This is a genomic window from Ruegeria sp. BHSC029 (assembly GCF_059613085.1).
This window is the reverse complement of sequence record NZ_JBXWRU010000005.1, coordinates 115,868-134,807: the sequence shown is the minus strand read 5'-3', so window position 1 is coordinate 134,807 and position 18,940 is coordinate 115,868. Positions and strand designations below refer to the sequence as shown.

The 18,940-nt window shown below is 62.8% G+C and carries 12 protein-coding genes; 1 reads left to right on the top strand and 11 read right to left on the bottom strand.

The window, feature by feature from the left end; genetic code table 11:
- Positions 1 to 5 precede the first annotated feature (5 nt).
- A complete protein-coding gene (locus tag AC2FML_RS13670; RefSeq protein ID WP_170341400.1) occupies positions 6 to 287 on the bottom strand; it encodes an Os1348 family NHLP clan protein in 282 nt (93 codons plus the stop codon).
- A 151-nt stretch (positions 288 to 438) separates the two neighbouring features.
- Here AC2FML_RS13670 and AC2FML_RS13665 point away from each other — a divergent pair, with 151 nt between their 5' ends.
- Complete coding sequence (locus AC2FML_RS13665) at positions 439 to 3,315, top strand: ATP-binding protein (RefSeq protein ID WP_496783583.1); 2,877 nt, start codon at positions 439 to 441, stop codon at positions 3,313 to 3,315.
- 50 nt (positions 3,316 to 3,365) lie between these two features.
- Here the strand turns inward: AC2FML_RS13665 and AC2FML_RS13660 are convergent, their stop codons facing one another.
- From AC2FML_RS13660 to AC2FML_RS13615, 10 genes are all read right to left on the bottom strand, one after another.
- On the bottom strand, positions 3,366 to 4,124 hold the full coding sequence (locus tag AC2FML_RS13660) for a maleate cis-trans isomerase family protein (protein WP_170582693.1): 759 nt from the start codon (positions 4,122 to 4,124) through the stop codon (positions 3,366 to 3,368).
- Positions 4,121 to 5,203, bottom strand: coding sequence for a pyridoxal phosphate-dependent aminotransferase (locus AC2FML_RS13655; RefSeq protein ID WP_496783581.1), 1,083 nt, complete (start codon positions 5,201 to 5,203; stop codon positions 4,121 to 4,123). The genes AC2FML_RS13660 and AC2FML_RS13655 overlap by 4 nt, the downstream gene beginning before the upstream one ends.
- On the bottom strand, positions 5,200 to 6,849 hold the full coding sequence (locus AC2FML_RS13650) for a hydantoinase B/oxoprolinase family protein (RefSeq protein WP_496783580.1): 1,650 nt from the start codon (positions 6,847 to 6,849) through the stop codon (positions 5,200 to 5,202). The genes AC2FML_RS13655 and AC2FML_RS13650 overlap by 4 nt, the downstream gene beginning before the upstream one ends.
- Positions 6,846 to 8,945, bottom strand: coding sequence for a hydantoinase/oxoprolinase family protein (locus tag AC2FML_RS13645; RefSeq protein WP_496783579.1), 2,100 nt, complete (start codon positions 8,943 to 8,945; stop codon positions 6,846 to 6,848). Before AC2FML_RS13645 ends, AC2FML_RS13650 begins: the two co-directional genes overlap by 4 nt.
- Positions 8,946 to 9,169: 224 nt before the next feature.
- Positions 9,170 to 11,830, bottom strand: coding sequence for a molybdopterin-dependent oxidoreductase (locus AC2FML_RS13640; protein ID WP_496783744.1), 2,661 nt, complete (start codon positions 11,828 to 11,830; stop codon positions 9,170 to 9,172).
- Complete coding sequence (nirD, locus tag AC2FML_RS13635; RefSeq protein ID WP_093963084.1) at positions 11,830 to 12,162, bottom strand: nitrite reductase small subunit NirD; 333 nt, start codon at positions 12,160 to 12,162, stop codon at positions 11,830 to 11,832. Before nirD ends, AC2FML_RS13640 begins: the two co-directional genes overlap by 1 nt.
- Positions 12,159 to 14,594: a nitrite reductase large subunit NirB gene (nirB, locus tag AC2FML_RS13630; RefSeq protein ID WP_496735972.1), complete on the bottom strand. Its 2,436-nt coding sequence runs from the start codon at positions 14,592 to 14,594 to the stop codon at positions 12,159 to 12,161. Before nirB ends, nirD begins: the two co-directional genes overlap by 4 nt.
- 4 nt (positions 14,595 to 14,598) lie before the next feature.
- The gene (locus AC2FML_RS13625) at positions 14,599 to 16,278 is read right to left on the bottom strand and encodes an ABC transporter ATP-binding protein (RefSeq protein ID WP_496783578.1); all 1,680 of its coding nucleotides are present in this window, start codon (positions 16,276 to 16,278) and stop codon (positions 14,599 to 14,601) included.
- 5 nt (positions 16,279 to 16,283) lie between these two features.
- Positions 16,284 to 17,366 carry an ABC transporter permease gene (locus tag AC2FML_RS13620; RefSeq protein WP_068345377.1) on the bottom strand — a complete coding sequence of 361 codons (1,083 nt, stop codon included), beginning with the start codon at positions 17,364 to 17,366 and terminating at the stop codon, positions 16,284 to 16,286.
- 72 nt (positions 17,367 to 17,438) lie between these two features.
- Positions 17,439 to 18,806, bottom strand: a complete 1,368-nt coding sequence (locus AC2FML_RS13615; RefSeq protein WP_170359409.1) for a CmpA/NrtA family ABC transporter substrate-binding protein — start codon at positions 18,804 to 18,806, stop codon at positions 17,439 to 17,441.
- Between the last annotated feature and the right edge of the window lie 134 nt (positions 18,807 to 18,940).

Below are 18,940 nucleotides of genomic sequence, written 5' to 3'. Positions count from 1 at the left end.
CGAAGTTACGCGCAGCGGGGCCGGATCACACCGTCGGACGTATCTTCGTAGGCATTCTTGATATCTTGCATCGCCGACTTCAGGTCGGATTCACCGGAAAAGACGTTCCCAATCGCGGCCAACAGCTTGCGCGCCTCGCCGTCCTGATCGAGCGAGATTCCCAAGCGGTTTACTACGCCTTCGGGGTTGTCGATGAATTCTTTTCGAAAGGCCTCGTCAAGGATGCCGCGGCCAATGATCTGCTGAACATCTTCCAGGGTCAAACCCCGAGTATGGTGGTCACTCATAATTGTTCCTTTCGCAATACAAGGCCAATTGTTAATAGTTTTTTTACTCAATATCAATGCCGTGGATGGTCCGCGCCACCCTTGCGTGGTGTCTGGAAAAAGGCCTTGATCAGCGACATACTGAACTCGGGCAGTCGGGGGGCGCTTGAACATGAGGAAACAGGTCCAGATCGAACCGACCGAGCGCAGAATGTGCACGGTTCTGTTCGCCGACATTGTTCGTTCGACCATGATGATCGGCAGTTTGGATCCCGAAGACGCCGTCAGCCATCTGGGCCCTGCCATCGAACTGATCATGTCGATCTGCGAAAAGTTTGGCGCAACCACGTTGTTCACCGGCGATGGCGCGCTCGCGGTTTTTGGATCACCGAACGCGGACGAGGATCACGCGGTCAAGGCAATAGCCAGCGCCCAGCGGATCATCGACCGCATCGGCAAGCTGGACGATCGGCAGTTGGATGTGCGGGTTGGCGTTCATTCCGGCGAACTACTGGTGGGCCAGTTGCAACACACCCTCGGGGAAGAGCAGGCCTTTCTAGGACCGGTCATGAACATCGCCAGCAAGATCGAGGCCGCCGCCAGAAAGAACGTGGTCACGGTTTCCGGTCAGGTTTTGGAGAATGCCGGTGATCTTTTCGACCATACCCATGTGGGCGATCTCGAGCTGGATGGGGGTGCGGGTCCGATCAAGCTGTTCGAAATCACCGGCCGCAAAGAACAGGTGTCGCGCTGGATGGCGCGGGCGCGCCGCGAACGTTCGCCATTTGTCGGGCGCGAAAGGGAACTGGCCGAGCTTGTTGCGGCGTGGAACCAGGCGCGTGACGGCAAAGGAAACTCGGTTCTGTTGTTGGGGGCGGCTGGCGTCGGCAAATCCAGGCTGCTGCATGAGCTGGTCGAGAACTGGCCCCTGGGCGCGCACCAGGTTCTGGAGTTCAACTGCTTTTCGCTGGATCAGGAAGCTGCGTATCTGCCGATCACCCGCGTGATCAATGCCCGTTTGGGACTGTCGGACACCAAATCCGATGCCGAACTGGACCAAAAGCTGTCCGAGGTTCTGGGCGGGACCAAGTTCCTGGATGCGCATACCCGATCGGCCCTGTATTCACTGTTCAGCCGTTTCCAAACGGAACCGGCGCTTTCGGCTGTAGATCCGTCTCGCCGACGGAGGCAATTGAACCAGATGCTGTCGCGGCTGGTTCTGTCGATGAAGCAGGACAAGCCCCTGCTTCTGTTGTTCGAGGATTTGCATTGGGCCGACCAGGGGACTCTGGACGTCATCGACAACCTGTTGGGGCAGGTGCGGGGAACGAATGTTCTGATCCTCCTGACATCGCGCAACGCGAACCTGTTCACGAACGACCCGATGGGCTTGCTCAAGGTCGTTCCGGTCGCCCCGCTGGGCGAGGCGGCCTGCAAGGACCTGATCACGCGCTTGCTGGGCCAGAGCGACATCGATGGTCAGCTGGGCTCATACATCGAAGCCATGAGCGGCCGCACACCGCTTTTCGTTGAAGAATTTGCCCACCACATGCGGGACCGCATGTCGCAAGCCGGGTTCAAGGACGGAGCGATGGACAGCCTGGGCGACATCGAGATCCCCGCCCGGGTTCAACCGTTGATCGCCTCCCGGATTGATGCCCTGCAAAGCGAGGACCGCAAAGCTCTGCAGCTGGTTGCCGTCGGCGGGTTGCAGTGGACGTGGGGCGTTCTCGCCGACACGCTTCAACGGCTGGGCTTCGACGCCAAAGCCCAGATTTCGACCTTGGTGGAACGCGGTTTTCTTGAACTGCCGGAATCTCAGGACGGCCAGCAGCTGCGGTTCAGTCATGCGTTGGTGCAGAAGGTCGGGTATCGCAGTATTCCACGCCAGCGCCGCGCAAGGCTGCACCGTGCGATCCATGAAACTCTGCTGAGCCGCGGCACATCCGACGATTTGGACGTGGCACAGTCCATCGCCCGTCACGCGGACAAAGGCGAGTTATGGCTGGAGGCCGCCGAGGCTTATACGCGGTGCGGCGAGATGTCGATCAAGCTGTTTTCATTCGAGGCTGCCGTCTCATATTTCGAAAACGCCCTGCGGTGCATCGACCAAGTTCAAAAGCGGACCGGTACTCAGGTGGCTGTTGACCTCGGGCTACGTGCCCGGCGCGGTCTGCGCGTTTCGCTGGTCGCCAGCGGCAACTTCAACCGCATCCTGACCATCTCACGCGAGGCGGAAGCCTTGTCCGACGCGTTGGGGGACACATCCGCGCGCGTTGCGTTTCAGGTCGACCAGGCGATCATGCTGACGATCTTGGCGGATGTGCGGCAAGCAATGGAGGTGTCTGAGCGCGCGCTGCGAACCGCAACCGACGCCGAAGATCCGCGCCTGCAGGCAAACGCGGCCTTTGCACTGGCGCAGGCTGCGTGGTTTCACGGCAACTTCGCGGCCGCACGGGCGGCGATTGATCAACATGCGGATCTGTTCCAGACGATGTTCCGTGTGGCCGAAGCGGGCACCACCGGGTCGATTTCGGTGCTCGGGCTTGCGACCCGTGCCAACGCCAACAGCATGATGCATCGGTTTGACGAAGCGGATACCGGTATCCGCGAGGTGCTGTCGATCGCCGAAGAAACCGGCAAGGCCTATGACCTGAGTTTTGCGCTGATCGCGCGGGGGATCTGGTGCTGGCAGCGAAACGAACCGGCTGACGCCGCCATTGCGTTGCGCCGCGCCTTGCGCGTGTCGGACGATGCTGGAATCGATGTTCTGTGCTGTTTCGCAGCGGCTCCCCTGGCTCGGGTGCAGTCGGTGTTGGGTGAACTTCCGGATGCCCGGCTGGTCCTGAACCGAGGTCTTGAACTGGCGCGTGACATGGAGATGGAAGCCTTCGTCGCCTGGCTGCTGTCGGCCGAAGTGCAGGTTCTGGTGCAGGAAGGCAGAACGAAAGAGGCCAAGGAACTGCAATCCGATTTGAACGACCTGTGTGACCGCAACGGGTATTTCCAGCACGAGCAATCCAAGGCATTGAGGGCGTTTAAGATTTGAACACCCCAAAAAGCCTCGGCTGAAAATACTGCGCATTCTGGCGCTCGACCTCAGCGTTGCAGGTTCAGCATCAGCCGGCCAAATCCGGCCGGTGGTGTGGTGATCCCGGCCATTTGCATTGCTTGGAATGCCATCGCCTGATTTGAAGTTAGAACGGGCTTGCTAACAGTTTTTTCAAGCCGGTCGATGATTTCCACGCTGCGCATGTCCGTACAGGACAAAACCAACACCTCGGCCTCGGGGCAGTCTGCGGCCAAACCCAGGTCAAACACCGCCTGTGGGGTCAGGGCGCCTTGGCCGTAATTGTCCAGCTGGCCTGTCACTTCGGACCGCGACACGGTTGAAATGCCAGTCTCGGCCAGGAACCGGATTGCCAAGTCATTGATGTCTGCGACATAGGGAGAGGCAAAGCCGATGCGTGTCGCCTCCAGCGTATGCAGTGCATGCACCAAGGCGCCCGCGGCCGTAACGGTCTGCGCCCCGCTGCTGGTCCTGATACGGTCGGCAAGTTCGCGATCGAAGGCCGGGCCATGGGTCAGCGTTGCCGAGGTACACCCATAAAGAATGACATCCGGCCGGACACCATGCAAAAGCCTGAGCGGCTCATCCAGATCGGCGGTGCCAAGACCGTGCATTTGGGCAGCATCGGGTATTTCTTCCTGATCATAGCCACCCATTCGGGCAAAGTGCAGTGAAACGCCCTCGGGCCGCAGCATCGTCATGTCGGGTTCGAGATTGGTGTTCGTGAACGGCACGAGAATACCGAAACGGGACCGGCCTCTGGATGGGTGGAAATTTCTCTGCGTCATGGCTGATACTCCTCGGCCCAACGTTCCAGAACCGCGGCCATGAGTTCGAGGTCTGCAGTCTGACCGATGGTGGCACGTAGGCAATTGGCCAGTCCCGCGCCGGATTGCGGTCTCAGGAATATGCCTTTTTCCCTTAGGGCTTTGTCGGCTCTGGTCGCGGTGGATTGGTCCGCAAAGCGGATCAGAAGAAAGTTGGTATGACTTTTGGGAACGTCGAACCCGGCGGACCGAAGGCGATTGGCGAACCGGTCGCGCAGCTCGGCAGTGAGGGCACATGTCTCGCGCATGTAGCTCTGATCGTTCAGAGCGGCCAAGGCAGCCGCCTGTCCGCACACCGACACGTTGTTTGGGCTCATCACCTTGCGTATCTGGACGGCGATCTGCGGCGGGAACAGGCCCCAGCCCACGCGAAACCCGGCCAGCCCGTAGGCCTTGGACAGAGTTCGAAGAACGACCGTGTCCGCCCGCGCGACAAGGTCGAACATCGGCTCGTTCAGATCATCGGCGAACTCGCCATAGGCCTCGTCGATCACAAGCAGGGTGTTGTCCCGCAACCCTTCCCGAAGCCGCAGCAGATCGCGGCGGGAGATACGGGTGCCTGTCGGGTTGCCGGGATTGGCCACAAACACCAACCTGGTATCCGGTTGCACGGCCGCCAGAAGCGCGTCGACGGATACGCATCCGTCCACCTCGGCGGCAGTGTCGAAACGGGCGCGAGCCAACTGAGCCACGGTACGAAAAAACGGGTATGCGTTCGCAGGGGCAAGAACGGCGGCGTCTGGTCCGGCAAAGGCCAGCGCCAGACCCGCAATCAGCTCCATCGACCCGTTCCCGCACAACAGACCTTGCTCGGGCAGGCCATGAAGCTCCGCCAGTCGCGCACGCAATGCCGTCCAGTCCGGGTCCGGGTAGAGGTGCCCGTTCGCTGCCGCCTCTGCGACGGCCTGTCCGACCAAGGGACTTGGCGGGCGCAGGCTTTCGTTCTGCGACAGCGAAACAAGGCGCTGTCCTGCCGGCGGATCCAGCTGAGCCAACGCATAGGGTGACATGGCAGCGACATGGGAAACGGGACGGATCATGGCTTTACCCCATAGACATGCTGCGCGGCCCGGGCGCTCACAAGCTCGTCCCGCACATCCTGTCGAACAGCCAAGGGTGACCTTTCATCGGGTGGCCCAAATCCGCCGCCGCCCGGAGTTTGGAAGATCAGCGTTTCGCCGCCGCCAATTCGCACCTCGCCCTTGCCCGGCAAGTCCGGGCCGTCGGGGCCGAGACGGATGCGACCGGGCGCGCCCGCCAGTCCGCCGTGCCGTCCCTTGGCTGGGTTTGCGATGCGTTCGACCGAAAGGAACAGCATGAAATCCTCGCCGGTGGAGGAGCGTATTTCGATGTCCTGCCCCAATCCGCCGCGGAGGCGACCGGGGCCACCGCTGTCCTGGCGCAATTCGCGACGCGTGATCAGGACAGGCGCGACAGCCTCGGTTGTCTCGACCTGGCTGCCCCAGACACCCGAGGGGAAGGCCGTCGCCGACAGGCCATCCAGGCTTGGCCTTGCGCCGGTTCCGCCGCTGAACACCAATTCCAGAGCAAACTGCGTGCCACCGCGGGAAACCGCCTCGGGTGCGTGGCGCAGAGGCAGGTCGTACATGCACGATGCACCTTCGGCCGGCACGGCGTCCGGTATAGCCTGCGACAGGCAGCCATAGACCAGATCCGGGGTCATCTGTCCCAAGGTATGACGCATGGCCACCGGAGCGGGTGGCTGCGCATTCAGAATGCAATCCGCCGGTCCCGTCACGTGGAATGGCGCCAAAGAGCCTGCGTTGTTGGGGATGTCTGGGCCGATGATGCAGCGCAGGGCAAATACCGTGTAAGCCGTTGCATAGTTGAGCGGGACATTGATGCCTTTGCGCGACAGGCCCGACGTGCCCGAAAAGTCGACCAGAACCCGGTCATCCGCGATGGTCAGGGCCGCGCACAAGTCGATCTCGCACTCGTACCCATCGACGGTCAGCACATTGTGCCACGTGCCATTCGGCAGCGCCGAAATGGCCTCGATCGTGCCGCGGCGCGAGGTTTCGATGATGTAATCGGCCAGGCTGTCCAGAGTATCGATGCCAAACTCGACCATCATGTCGGCCAGACGCGCTGCGCCCGTTTCGCAGCACGCGATCAATGCGTAGATGTCGCCCTCATTGGCGATGGGCTCGCGCGAGTTAGCTTTGACGATATCCATCAGCAGCGCGTTCAACTGACCTTGGTCGACCAGTTTGCACGGCGGGATTCGAAGCCCCTCATCAAAGATATCCGAGCCTTCGGGACCCATGCCCAAACCGCCGAGGTCGACCAGATGCGAGGTGCAGGCCGAAAACCCAACCACATTGCCACGATGAAAAACCGGCATCATCAGCAGGAAATCGTTCAAATGGCCAGATGCGATCCAAGGATCGTTGGTCAGAAAAATATCGCCTGGCTGCATTTCGGAGCGGGAGTATCGCCCGCACAGGGTCTTAACCGCTTCGGCCATCGTGTTGATGTGGCCCGGCGTTCCAGTAACGGCTTGGGCCAGCATACGGCCGCGTACATCAAAAATGCCGGCGGATATGTCGCCGCATTCACGAACGATCGGAGAAAAGGCGGCGCGGATCAGCGCCTGGCCCTGTTCTTCGACCACCGCTAGCAGCCGGTTCCACATGACCTGCAGACGGGTATTCGTCGTGTTCATTCGGCGTCCTCCTGTATCCGGTTGAGCCAGAGATTGCCGCCGCCATCGACGCTGGCCTGAAAATCCGCGCTGACGAATGTGGTGGTTTGAGGCTCGGCAATCAGCGCCGGTCCGCGCAGCCAATCGCCGGGTTCAAGACCGGATCGATCGTAGATACTGGCGTCGCACCAATGCCCGCTGACATCACAAAGAATGCGTCGATGGTCGCACGGCCGCGCCGTGCGCTGTTGGGCTACGTCAGGAACCCGGCTGAGGGCAGGGGCGGGTGACGACACCTCGACGGACCAGTTGAGAATCTCGATCGCCATTCCCGGTACAGCGCGGCGGAACAATCGGCTGTACTCGGATTCGAAATCCCGGCGCAGGATTTCGATGTCTGCAGGCCCAAGTGCCCGATCCGGAAGCGCGATCTCGATCTCATGACCCTGGCCGTGGTACCGCATGAAGGCCTGTTTTCGGATCGACAACTCGGCTTCAGGTGCACCGGCGCGGACCACGGCCAGCGCCTCGGCTGTCATTTCGTCAAAAAAGGCGTTGAGGCCGTCGAGACCCGGCTGGTCCAGCGTGGCATAGCGCGACCGGACGATTTCGAAGGCGACCGGCGCATATAGAAATCCGACCGCTGACCCTACGCCCGGGTCCTTCGGGATCACGATTTGGTCGACCTGACACCGCCGGGCCACTCGCGTTGCGTGCAATGGCCCATTGCCGCCAAAGGCGATCATCACTCGGGTTGCCAACTCTTTTCCGGACTCGACCGCGTGCATCCGACCTGCGGCGGCCATGCTTTCGTCGACGATTTCGCTGAGACCACGTGCAGCTAGGTCCGGCGCCAAATCCAGTGCGCTCCCGATTTCCACGGTGATGGCCTGTTCGGCGGCTGCCGTGTCAATCGTCAGTCGGCCTTCGGCAAACCGGCCGGGTTCGATCAGGCCCTGCACCACATCGGCGTCTGTTACGGTCGCCGCCCTGCCGCCATTGCCGAAGGCGGCAGGGCCTGGCTGTGCGCCGGCACTTTCGGGGCCAACCTGCAGGCGACCTAGCCGGTCGACTCTGGCAATCGAGCCGCCGCCTGCGCCGATTTCGATCATCTCGATCACGGGGATGCGCACCGGCATGCCTGAGCCTTTGATGAAGCGCGCGGCCCTTGCGATTTCGAACCTGCGCGCGGTCTGCGGGCGGAAAGCATCAATCAGACACAGCTTGGCCGTCGTCCCGCCCATGTCAAAGCTGGTTACGGCGCGCGCACCGGTTTCAGCCGCGATCCGTGCTGCAAGGATGGCCCCGCCGGCCGGGCCGGATTCGACCAACCGGATCGGCAGGCGGGCGGCCGTTTCCAGGGTTGTCATACCACCACCGGCCGTCATCATGAGAATGGGACAGCTCAGCCCCTCTGCGGCGAAGCGGGATTGGAACTCGGCCAGATACCCGGCCATCTGGGGCTGGATATAGGCGTTGGCGATGGTGGTGCACAGGCGGTCAAATTCGCGCGCCTCGGGGCTGACTTCGTGCGAGAGCGAGATGGCCAGGTCGGGGAGAGCCCTGAGCAACTGGTCCCGCAGAGCCAGCTCGTGCTTTGGGTTGGCATAGGAATGCATCAGGCACACCGCCACGGCCTGGGCGTCGCTATCCGCAATCTGGCGCACCAGATCGTCCATTCCCGCGACATCCAGCGGTGTCAGTTCGTCACAACGTGCATCCATTCGCCCGCCGATCGTGAAGGCACGAGCGCGTGGGACCAGCAGGTCGGGCTTGACCAGATTGATGTCATACTGGCTGTAACGACGTTCATACCCAATCTCGAGTATGTCCCGAAACCCGTCGGTGGTTATTGTCGCAACCGAGGCACCGCGCCGCTCGATCAGGGCATTGGTGGCCAGAGTGGTGCCGTGAATGAACCCGGAAATCTGCGGGAAACCGGCATTGGCGTCATCCAGAACGCGCTTTGCACCAATCAAGGCGCCGACGGTTGGGTTGTCCGGTGTCGTCGGAGTTTTCGTCGTTGCGAGGATATTGGATTGCCCGTCCATCAGAACGGTATCGGTAAATGTGCCGCCAATATCGACGGCCAGCCGAAGCCCAGCGTGATTGTGCATAAAATGAAGCCATGGGCAGAAGTTTCAGATCGGTCCGGGCTGCTGGTTCAGCATCCGGAGACTGCGAAAACCCGTCCCTCGTCAGACGACGAGGTTGCAACCGGTTGCCCGGCGGCCTTGGGTATCTTTGGCGCAGTCAATCACGGCTTGATCACTCTGATTGTCGATCCGATAGAAAAATGCTGCCCATCGCGGGATCACCTGTCAACAGAAATGCGACCGGGCTAGGCGACGTCTCCCTGCAATTGTCGGCTCAGGTTGTCGGCGGCATCCGGGGAATACCGGTCGATCAGGGCACCCAATTCAGGCCGGCAAGACCCGCAATTTGTTCCGGCGCTCAACGCCGCGCCGATAGCGTCGACACTGATCGCTTTCCCGCACGAGATCGCGTCAACGATCGTCTTCAACCCGACGCCAAAACAGGCGCAGATGATCGGTCCGGTGTCCTTGGCATCTGCGGGTGCGCGGCCGGTCAGAAACTGTGCGGGTGGTATGTCCGGCATCGACGCAAGATAGTCCCGCATCAGGGGCAGCGGGCGCGGCGACACGAACAGTGCCGCTTGCAGGCATCCGTTCTGCGACAACGCAATGCGAAATGAACCGCGGGCGGGGTCACCTGCCGTGACCGCGTCCGCATCGGTCAGCGCAAACCATTCGCGGGCGGTTTTTTCCCAATTCAGTATCCGGGCATGATCAGCCAGCTCTGTCCTGTAACCGTTGTCCGTTCGGGCCGTCGCCCGGTAAGCGACCGAGGGGATCAGGGGGTTCCTGGAGACTGCAAAGGCGTACCACGCCGCCTGCATGACCGAGATCGAAACGGGTGTTGCCTTGCTTTCGGGTTGTCCGGAAATCGGATCAGTAGTGCCGGGAACCAGCATGTCCACCCGGCCCGAAGGGGCCGTTTCCGCAGTCCAATGGATGGGGGCAAAGACGTGACCGATGCGAACATCTTGGGTGATGCGCGCGCGAAAAATACCACGCCCAGTGGGACTGGTGACCTCGACAAGATCTGCGCTGGATATCCCCTCGCGGGCGGCGTCCTGGGGATGAATGTCCACAAACGGCTCGGCCAGATGGGCGGACAGGCGGGCTGAAAGACCGGTCCGGGTCATGGTGTGCCATTGATCCCGTGTGCGTCCGGTGTTCATCACAAAGGGATATTTCGGTCCGGGCAGGGCTGCCGGACGCCGATGAGCAACGGGAACGATCCGGGCCTTCCTGTCGGAGTGAAAGAAGTGTCCGTCACCAAAAAATCTCCCACCTGCACCCTTGCGACCCAATGGCCAGCGGGTGGGTTCCAATTCGGCATAGCCCGCCTCGTCAATTTCGGAGAAGCCCGAAATGTCGAAGTCTTTCCCGAACTGCGCGGCGATTTGGGACATTGCGGCGTATTCCCGGAATATCTCGGCCGGTGAAGCGTAGTCGAACGCGGTTTTCCATCCCATGCGGCGGCCAACTTCGGCCAGGATGTCCCAATCCGGGCGCGCTTGGCCCGGTGACTGCAAAACGGCGCGTTGCCGGCTGATGGTTCGGTCCGAATTCGTGACAGTTCCGTTCTTTTCGGCCCACCCAGCGGCCGGCAACACAACGTCGGCCAGACGCGCCGTATCGGTATTCAACGTCAGATCACTGACGACCGTGAACGAGCAGGCGGCGATTGCGCGGCTGACCCTGTCAGCTTCGGGCATGGTTGCCGCCGGGTTGGTGTGGATGATCCAAAGGGCCTTGATCTGCCCATCTTCGACCGCACGGAACATGTCCACGGCCTTCAGCCCCGGAGACTGCGGTATTGCAGGCGCCTGCCAATACGCCTGAACCGCGGCGCGATGATCGGCGTTTTCGATGTCCAGATGGCAAGCCAGCGTGTTGGCCAGACCACCCACTTCGCGCCCACCCATCGCGTTGGGTTGGCCGGTGACCGAGAACGGGCCCATTCCCGGCCGTCCGATCCGACCGGTGGCCAGATGGCAGTTCAGAATGGCGTTGACTTTGTCGGTCCCGCTGGAGGATTGGTTCACTCCCTGGCTGAAGACCGTCACGACGCGCGGGGTATTGATCCATAGATCGAAAAATGCGGCGAGTTTTTCGGCAGGCAGGCCGGTTTCCGAGATCTGGTCGTTTCCGGCCGTTTCCAGTGCGGCTTCCAGACCCGAGGTTAGCCTCACGAAGTCCGGGTCCACGGCCCCGCGCCGATGAATCTCGGTCAGCAGCCCGTTGAACAGCGCCACGTCGCTGCCCGGATTCAGCGCCAGATGCAGATCGGCCTGATCGCAGCTGGCGGTGCGGCGCGGGTCGATCACCACGATCCGGGTGCCGCGCGCCTGCCGTGCCGCCAGAACGCGCTGGTACAGAACCGGGTGGCACCACGCCAGGTTCGACCCGACCAGTACCACCAGATCGGCCTGGTCCAGATCCTCGTAGGTGCCGGGCACGGTGTCGGTGCCAAAGGCCCGCTTGTGCCCGGCCACGGTCGAGGCCATGCACAGCCGCGAATTGGTGTCGATATTGGCCGATCCGATGAAGCCCTTCATCAGCTTGTTGGCCACATAGTAATCCTCGGTCAGCAACTGCCCCGAGACATAGAAGGCCACGCTGTCGGGACCATGCGCCGCGATCGTTTCGCGGAACCGGTCGGCCACCAGTTGCAGTGCGTCGTCCCAGCCCACATCCCGGCCAAAGGCGCGCGGTGTCAGCAGGCGGTGGCCCAGCCCGACCGTTTCACCCAAAGCTGTGCCCTTGGAACACAACCGTCCGAAATTCGCCGGGTGGACCGGGTCGCCCCGCACGGTCAGACCGCCGGCCCCGTCCGGGCGCAGCAGCACGCCGCAGCCCACGCCGCAATAGGCGCAGGTGGATCGCACCTCGGGCAGGTTCGAGCCGTCCATCACGCGGCGCTCCGCTCGGTGACGGCGCGGGCGTCCAGCAGGATGCGCCCGCCCTCCAGCCGAACCGGATAGGTGGTGATCCGGCCTTCATCCGCGCCTTGAGCCTCGCCCGTATTCAGGTCGAACACCCAGTTGTGCAGCGGGCAGGTCACCGACTGGCCATGCACGATGCCTTCGGACAGCGGGCCGCCCTTGTGTGGGCAGGCATTGCTGGCCGCGAACAGTTCCGCCTCGGCCGTGCGGAAGATGGCGATGCAGCCAAGACGGGTTTTCACCAGACGTGCGCCCCGCAGCGGCACGTCGTCGATATGTCCGATGTCGATCCAGCTCATTCCGCGGCCTCCAGGGTGAAATCTGCAATCGGGGCATAGCTCGGCGCCTTGTCGCGCACATGCTCGGCCCAGGGGTCCTTGCGATAGATGCTCTGCGACAGTTCGAACCGCTCGACCAATGCCCGCCGGTTTTCGAGGTCGTCGACCACATTGGCCCTGACCCAGTCCATGCCGACCTTGGCCAGCCATTTGTACAGCCGGTCCAGATACTTGCCGCCCTCGCGATAGGCCTGGGTGACGGCCATCACCACCTCGATCGCCTCGTCCTCGGTCGGGACCTGGCACAGCAGTTCGGTTTCCTTGACGTCCATCCCGGCCGCCCCGCCGATGCCGATCTGATAGCCCGAGTCCACGCAGACCACGCCGATATCTTTGCAGGTCGCCTCGGCACAGTTGCGGGGGCAGCCCGAAACCGCCAGCTTGAGCTTGTGCGGTGTCCACGATCCCCACAGGATCTGTTCCAGCTTGATGCCAAGGCCGGTGCTGTCCTGGGTTCCGAAGCGGCAGTGATCGGTGCCGACACAGGTTTTGACCGTGCGCAGACCCTTGGAATAGGCGTGCCCCGAGACCAGACCGGCCCGGTTCAGATCGGCCCAGATGGCGGGCAGGTCCTCGCCCTTGACGCCCAGCAGGTCGATGCGCTGACCGCCGGTGACCTTGACGGTGGGCACGTCGTATTTCTCGGCTGCGTCGGCGATGGCGCGCAGCTCGGCCGGGTTGGTGATGCCGCCCCACATGCGGGGCACGACGCTGAAGGTGCCGTCCTTCTGGATGTTGGCGTGTTTGCGTTCGTTGACGAACCGGCTTTGCGGGTCGTCCTGATACTCCAGCGGCCAGTCGGCCAGCAGGTAATAGTTGATCGCCGGCCGGCAGACATGGCAGCCATTGGGCGTTTTCCAGCCCAGCTCCTGCCAGACGGCGGCCTGGCTTTTCAACTCTTGCGCCTTGATCAGGCGGCGCACGTCCTCGTGGGTCAGATCGGTGCACCCGCAGATCGGTTGCGCCGCCGGCATCTGGAACTCATCACCAAGCGTGACCTGCAGGACCTGTTCGACCAGACCCGTGCACGTTCCGCAGGATGCGCTGGCCTTGGTGCTGGCGCGCACGGCGGCCAGATCGGTGGCCCCGGCGGCGATCGCCTCGACGATGGTGCCCTTGCATACGCCGTTGCAGCCGCAGATCTCCGCCTCAGGCGGCAATGCTGCAACGGCTGACAGAGGGTCCGCGGTGTCGCCCCCCTGATAGGCCGGGCCGAAGATCAGCGTGTCGCGCATCTCGTCGATGTCGGTGCCGTCCTTGATCAGGCTGAAGAACCAGCTGCCATCGGCGGTGTCGCCATACATGACCGCGCCGATCAGGCGGTCGTCTTCGATCACCAGCCGTTTGTAGACCCCGCGCGCCGGGTCGCGGAACACGATGTCCTCGCGTCCCTCGCCCTCGGCGAAGTCTCCGGCGCTGAACAGGTCGCAGCCGGTGACCTTCAGCTTGGTGGCGAGTTCCTTGACCACGAATGCATCCGGCTGGCCCAGCAGGGTATTGGCCACGACCTTGGCCTGATCGTAAAGCGGCGCCACCAGGCCGAACAGGTGGCCGTCGAATTCGACGCATTCGCCCACGGCCAGCACATCCGGGTCCGAGCTCTGCATCTGCGCGTTCACCTCGATCCCGCGGGCCACGTCCAGCCCGGCATCGGTGGCCAGCCGGGTTTCGGGGCGGATGCCGACCGCCATCACCACCAGATCGGCGGGCAGCGTCTCGCCGCTTTCCAGCAGCACCGCCTCGGCACGCCCTTCGCCCAGAATGGCCTTGGTCGAGGCCTGGGTCCGCACGGTGATCCCGCGGCGTTCCAGATCCTTGCGCAGCAGGTATCCGGCGGCTTCGTCCAGCTGCCGCTCCATCAGGTGGCCCATCAGGTGCACCACGGTAACGGTCATGCCGCGCTCGGCCAGCCCCGCCGCGGCCTCGAGCCCCAGAAGACCGCCGCCGATCACCACCGCGTTGCCACCCTTGGCGGCCGCGTCGATCATCGCGTTGGTGTCGTCCAGATCGCGATAGGTGATGACGCCGGGCAGGTCCTTGCCCGCAACCGGAATGATGAACGGGGCCGAGCCGGTTGCGATCAGCAGCTTGTCATAGGGCACATGGCCGTTTTCGCCCTCGACCACCTTCATCTCGCGGTCGATCTTCACCACATGCTCGCCAAAGCGGCAGGCGATGCCCCGTTGCGCGTACCAGTCGCCGTCATGGATGACGATGTCCTCATAGGTCTTCTCGCCCGACAGAACCGGGCTGAGCATGATGCGGTTGTAGTTTCCGCGCGGTTCGGCGTTGAAAAGCGTGATGTCGAACACATCTGGCGCGGTCTCGGTCAGATGTTCAAGCACGCGGCCCGACGCCATCCCGGCACCGATCACGACAAGTTTCTGTTTCATGGGGTCACTCCGCTGCAATGGCCTTGGGGGCGGGCGATTTCGGCTTGGCGCCGTGTTCGTATTCTTCGAGGAAATCCAGAACTTCCTGCCGGTAGGCGTAGTAGTCGGGATGTTCGAGCAACGCCTTGCGGGTGCGCGGGCGCGGCAGGTCCACGCGGGTGATCTTGCCGATCGTAGCCTGCGGGCCGTTGGTCATCATCACCACCCGGTCGGCCAGCAGGATCGCCTCGTCCACGTCATGGGTGACGCAGATCGCGGTGACCTTGGTGCGCGACCAGACCTCCATCAGAACCTCCTGCAGCTCCCAGCGGGTCAGGCTGTCGAGCATCCCGAAAGGTTCATCCAGCAGCAGCAGCTTGGGCGACAGGGCAAAGGCGCGGGCGATGCCGACGCGCTGTCTCATGCCGTTCGACAGGTCGCTGGCCTGCTTGTCCATCGCATCGGCCAGGCCGACGCGTTCCAGGTAGTATTCCACCACGTCCTGCCGTTCGGCCTGGCTGGCGTTCGGATAGACCTTGTCGACCCCGATCGCCACGTTCTCTTTCGCGGACAGCCACGGGAACAGGTTGGGTGACTGGAACACCACCGCGCGTTCAGGGTCGGCGCCTTCGACGTGGCGGCCATCCAGCTTGATCGCGCCCTTGGAAATCTCGTTCAGCCCCGCCGCCATGGTCAGCACCGTGGATTTGCCGCAGCCCGAATGGCCGATCAGCGAGATGAACTCGCCCTTGTCGATCTTCAGATCGAAGTCCTCGACCACGGTCAGCGGCCCCTTGGGCGTGGGATAGACCTTGTGCAGTTGCGAGAAATCCAGGAACCGGCTGTCGATCATGCCCTTCTGCGCCTCGGTCACGGCGGCGGGCACGCCGTGGATCGGCGTGACCTCGGGCAGGATGCGGGTGCCTTCGACCTTGGCCTCGATCCCCACATCCATCAGATATTTGGTGACCTCGGCGCGCAGGCGCTTGAAGGTTTCGTCAGTGTTCATCGCCGCCCGGTCGCGCGGGCGCGGGATCGAGACGCGGAACTCGTGCCCCAGCGTGCCGTCGGGGTTCAGGGCGATGATCCGGTCGGCCAGAATGATCGCCTCGTCCACGTCATTGGTGATCAGCACGCAGGTCTTGCGGTCGGCTTCCCAGATGCGCTCGATCTCGTCGGCCAGGTTGGCGCGGGTCAGAGCGTCCAGTGCCGACAGCGGCTCGTCCAGCAACAAGACCTCGGGGTTCATGGCCAGCGCCCGGGCCACGTTGACCCGCTGGCGCATCCCGCCCGACAATTCGGCCGGACGGCGCGTCGCCGCGTGGCTGAGGCCGACCATCTTGACGTAATTGGCCACCTTCGCGGCCTTCTCGGCCTTGGGCAGGCCCGGAAAGACCGTATCGACCGCCAGTCCGACATTGCCGCTGACCGTCAGCCACGGCATCAGCGAGTAGTTCTGAAAGATCACGCCGCGTTCCGGCCCCGGCCCCTTGATCGGCGCGCCCTTGAAGGTGACCTGCCCGCGGCTGGGCATGTCCAGCCCGGCCATCAGGTTGATCAGCGTGGTCTTGCCGGTGCCGGAAAAGCCCAGGATCACCAGGAACTCGCCCTCCTGCACCTGCAGGTCGATGCCGTTCAGAACATCGGTGCGCCCGGTGCCTTCGCCGAAAGATTTCGAGACATTTTCGAAGCTGAGGATGCTCATCACGCTCACCGGTTGTTGGTAAAGGTAAACAGGGACTGCAACGCGTACATCACCCGGTCCAGCAGGAAGCCGATGATGCCGATGGTGAAGACCGCCACCATGATCCGGGCCAGCGAGCTGGACGAGCCGTTCTGGAACTCGTCCCAGACGAATTTGCCCAGGCCCGGGTTCTGCGCCAACATCTCGGCCGCGATCAGGACCATCCAACCCACGCCCAGCGACAGGCGCAGGCCGGTGAAGATCAGCGGCAGCGCCGAGGGCAGCACCAGCTTGGTGATCTTGGTCCAGGTGTTCATCTTCAGAACCTTGGACACGTTCACCAGATCCTTGTCGATCGAGGCCACGCCCAACGAGGTGTTGATCAGCGTGGGCCACAGCGAACACAGCGTCACCGTGATGGCCGAGATCAGGAAGGATTTCGCGAACCAGCCGTCATTGGTGACATAGACGGCCGAGACGATCATCGTCACGATCGGCAGCCAAGCCAGCGGCGAGACCGGTTTGAACACCTGGATCAGCGGGTTCAGCGCCGCGTTTGCGGTGGGCGACAGCCCCGCCGCGATGCCCAGCGGCACCGCCACGACCGTGGCGATCAGGAACCCGAAGAACACGGTTTTGATCGAGGTCCAGATCTGCTGGTAGTAAGACGGCGCGCCGGTATAGGCGACCTGCTTGACCTCGTCTGCGCGGCCGGCCTCGATTAGCTTCTGGTTCCGCTTTTCGACCATCGCCTCGAACTTGGCGCGTTTGGCGGCCTTGGCCTGAGCGTCCTGATTCAGGTTGACCATTTCCTCCCAGACCTGCGCCGGGCCGGGCACCGCCCCAAGCGAGGTCTGTACCTTGGGGGCCAGCGTCGCCCACAGCAGCAGGAAGGCGCAAATCGACAGGATCGGTACGATCAGCAGCCGCCAGATCTCGGCCATCTGGGCGCGGGGATTGTCGCCGGCGGCGGCCTTCAGAACCGGGGTGGCCCAGCTGAGGCCCAGCACCTGGAACCATTTGTCGGCGGCGTTGATGCGGGTGAATAGACGGGCGCGGCGCGCGTCCCGTGCGGCGTCTGCGTTGAATTCCGGATCGACCGTTGTCATCTGATGCGTCCTTGCGATGGCGGGGCGTTTCAGGGGCCCTGCCCGACCGCAGCCGGGCAGAGCGGTTCGGGGTCAGCCTTGGATTTCGGTCCCGACGACCTTCTGGTCGCCCTTCAGGCCGATCGGCAGGCTTTCGAGATAGGCGTTCGGCGCGTGGCCATCGAAGGGAATGCCGTCGATGATGTCCTCGGCTGGGGTGGGCGCCTTGTAGCCGTCGCTGTCCCAGGGGAAATCGGCCTCGTCCGCCAGGCCTTCTTCGACCAGAAGGCGCGCGGCCTGCAGATAGATCTCGGGCTTGTAGACCGACTTGGCGACCTCGTCATACCAGCTGTCTGCCTTGGCTTCGGGGATCTGCCCCCAGCGGCGCATCTGGGTCAGGTACCAGACCGCGTCGGAATAGAACGGATAGGTCGCGTTGTAGCGGAAGAACACGTTGAAATCGGGCACCTCGCGCTTGTCGCCCTTTTCGTATTCGAACGTGCCGGTCATCGAGTTGGCGATCACCTCGTAATCGGCCCCCACATATTCCGGGCGGCTGAGGATCTCGACCGCCTCGGGACGGTTGGCATTGTCGTTCTCGTCCAGCCACATCGCCGCACGGATCAGCGCCTTGGTCACGGCCAAGGTGGTGTTCGGGTATTCCTCGGCGAATTCGGCAGTGATGCCGAACACCTTTTCAGGGTTGTTCTTCCACAGCTCGTAATCGGTGATGACCGGAACGCCGATGCCCTTGAACACCGCCTGCTGGTTCCACGGCTCGCCTACGCAATAGCCATGGATCGTGCCGGCCTCGAGCGTCGCGGGCATCTGCGGTGGCGGGGTGACCGACAGGAACACGTCCGCGCCGATCTGACCGGTCACGTTTTCAGGGCTGTAATAGCCCGGGTTCAGCCCCCCGGCGGCCAGCCAGTAGCGCAGTTCGTAATTGTGGGTCGAAACCGGGAACACCATGCCCATGTTGAAAGGCTTGCCCTCGGCCTTGTACTTCTCGACCACCGGAGCCAGTGCCTCGGCGCTGATCGGATGCTGCGGGCGGCCGTCGTCCATCACCGGGATGTTGGGTTTCATCTCCGCCCAGACCTCGTTGGATACCGTGATGCCGTTGCCGTTCAGGTCCATCGAGAAGGGCGTGATGATATGCGCCTCGGTTCCATAACCAATGGTCGCCGCCAGCGGTTGACCGGCCAGCATATGCGCACCGTCCAGCTGGCCGCCGATCACGCCGTCCAGCAGAACCTTCCAGTTGGCCTGCGCCTCGAGCGTCACGAACAGGCCCTCGTCCAGGAAATACCCCTGCTCATAGGCAACGGCCAGCGGCGCCATGTCGGTCAGCTTGATGAAGCCGAAGGTCAGTTCGTCCTTTTCCAGCTCCAGCATTTCTGCGGTGGCCGGCGCAACAAGGGCTGTCGTCGCAACAAGACTCAGAATGAGTTTTTTCATCTTTGTTCCTTTCGGTCCGGCCCAAACCGGGCTGGGTGGCGGCCCGAGCAACGTTCGGGCCAAAAAAAAGCCGCCGACACACACCGCCGGAAGGAGAAGGCGGTTGGTCGAGCGGCTTTGCTCAGAAGTTTTGC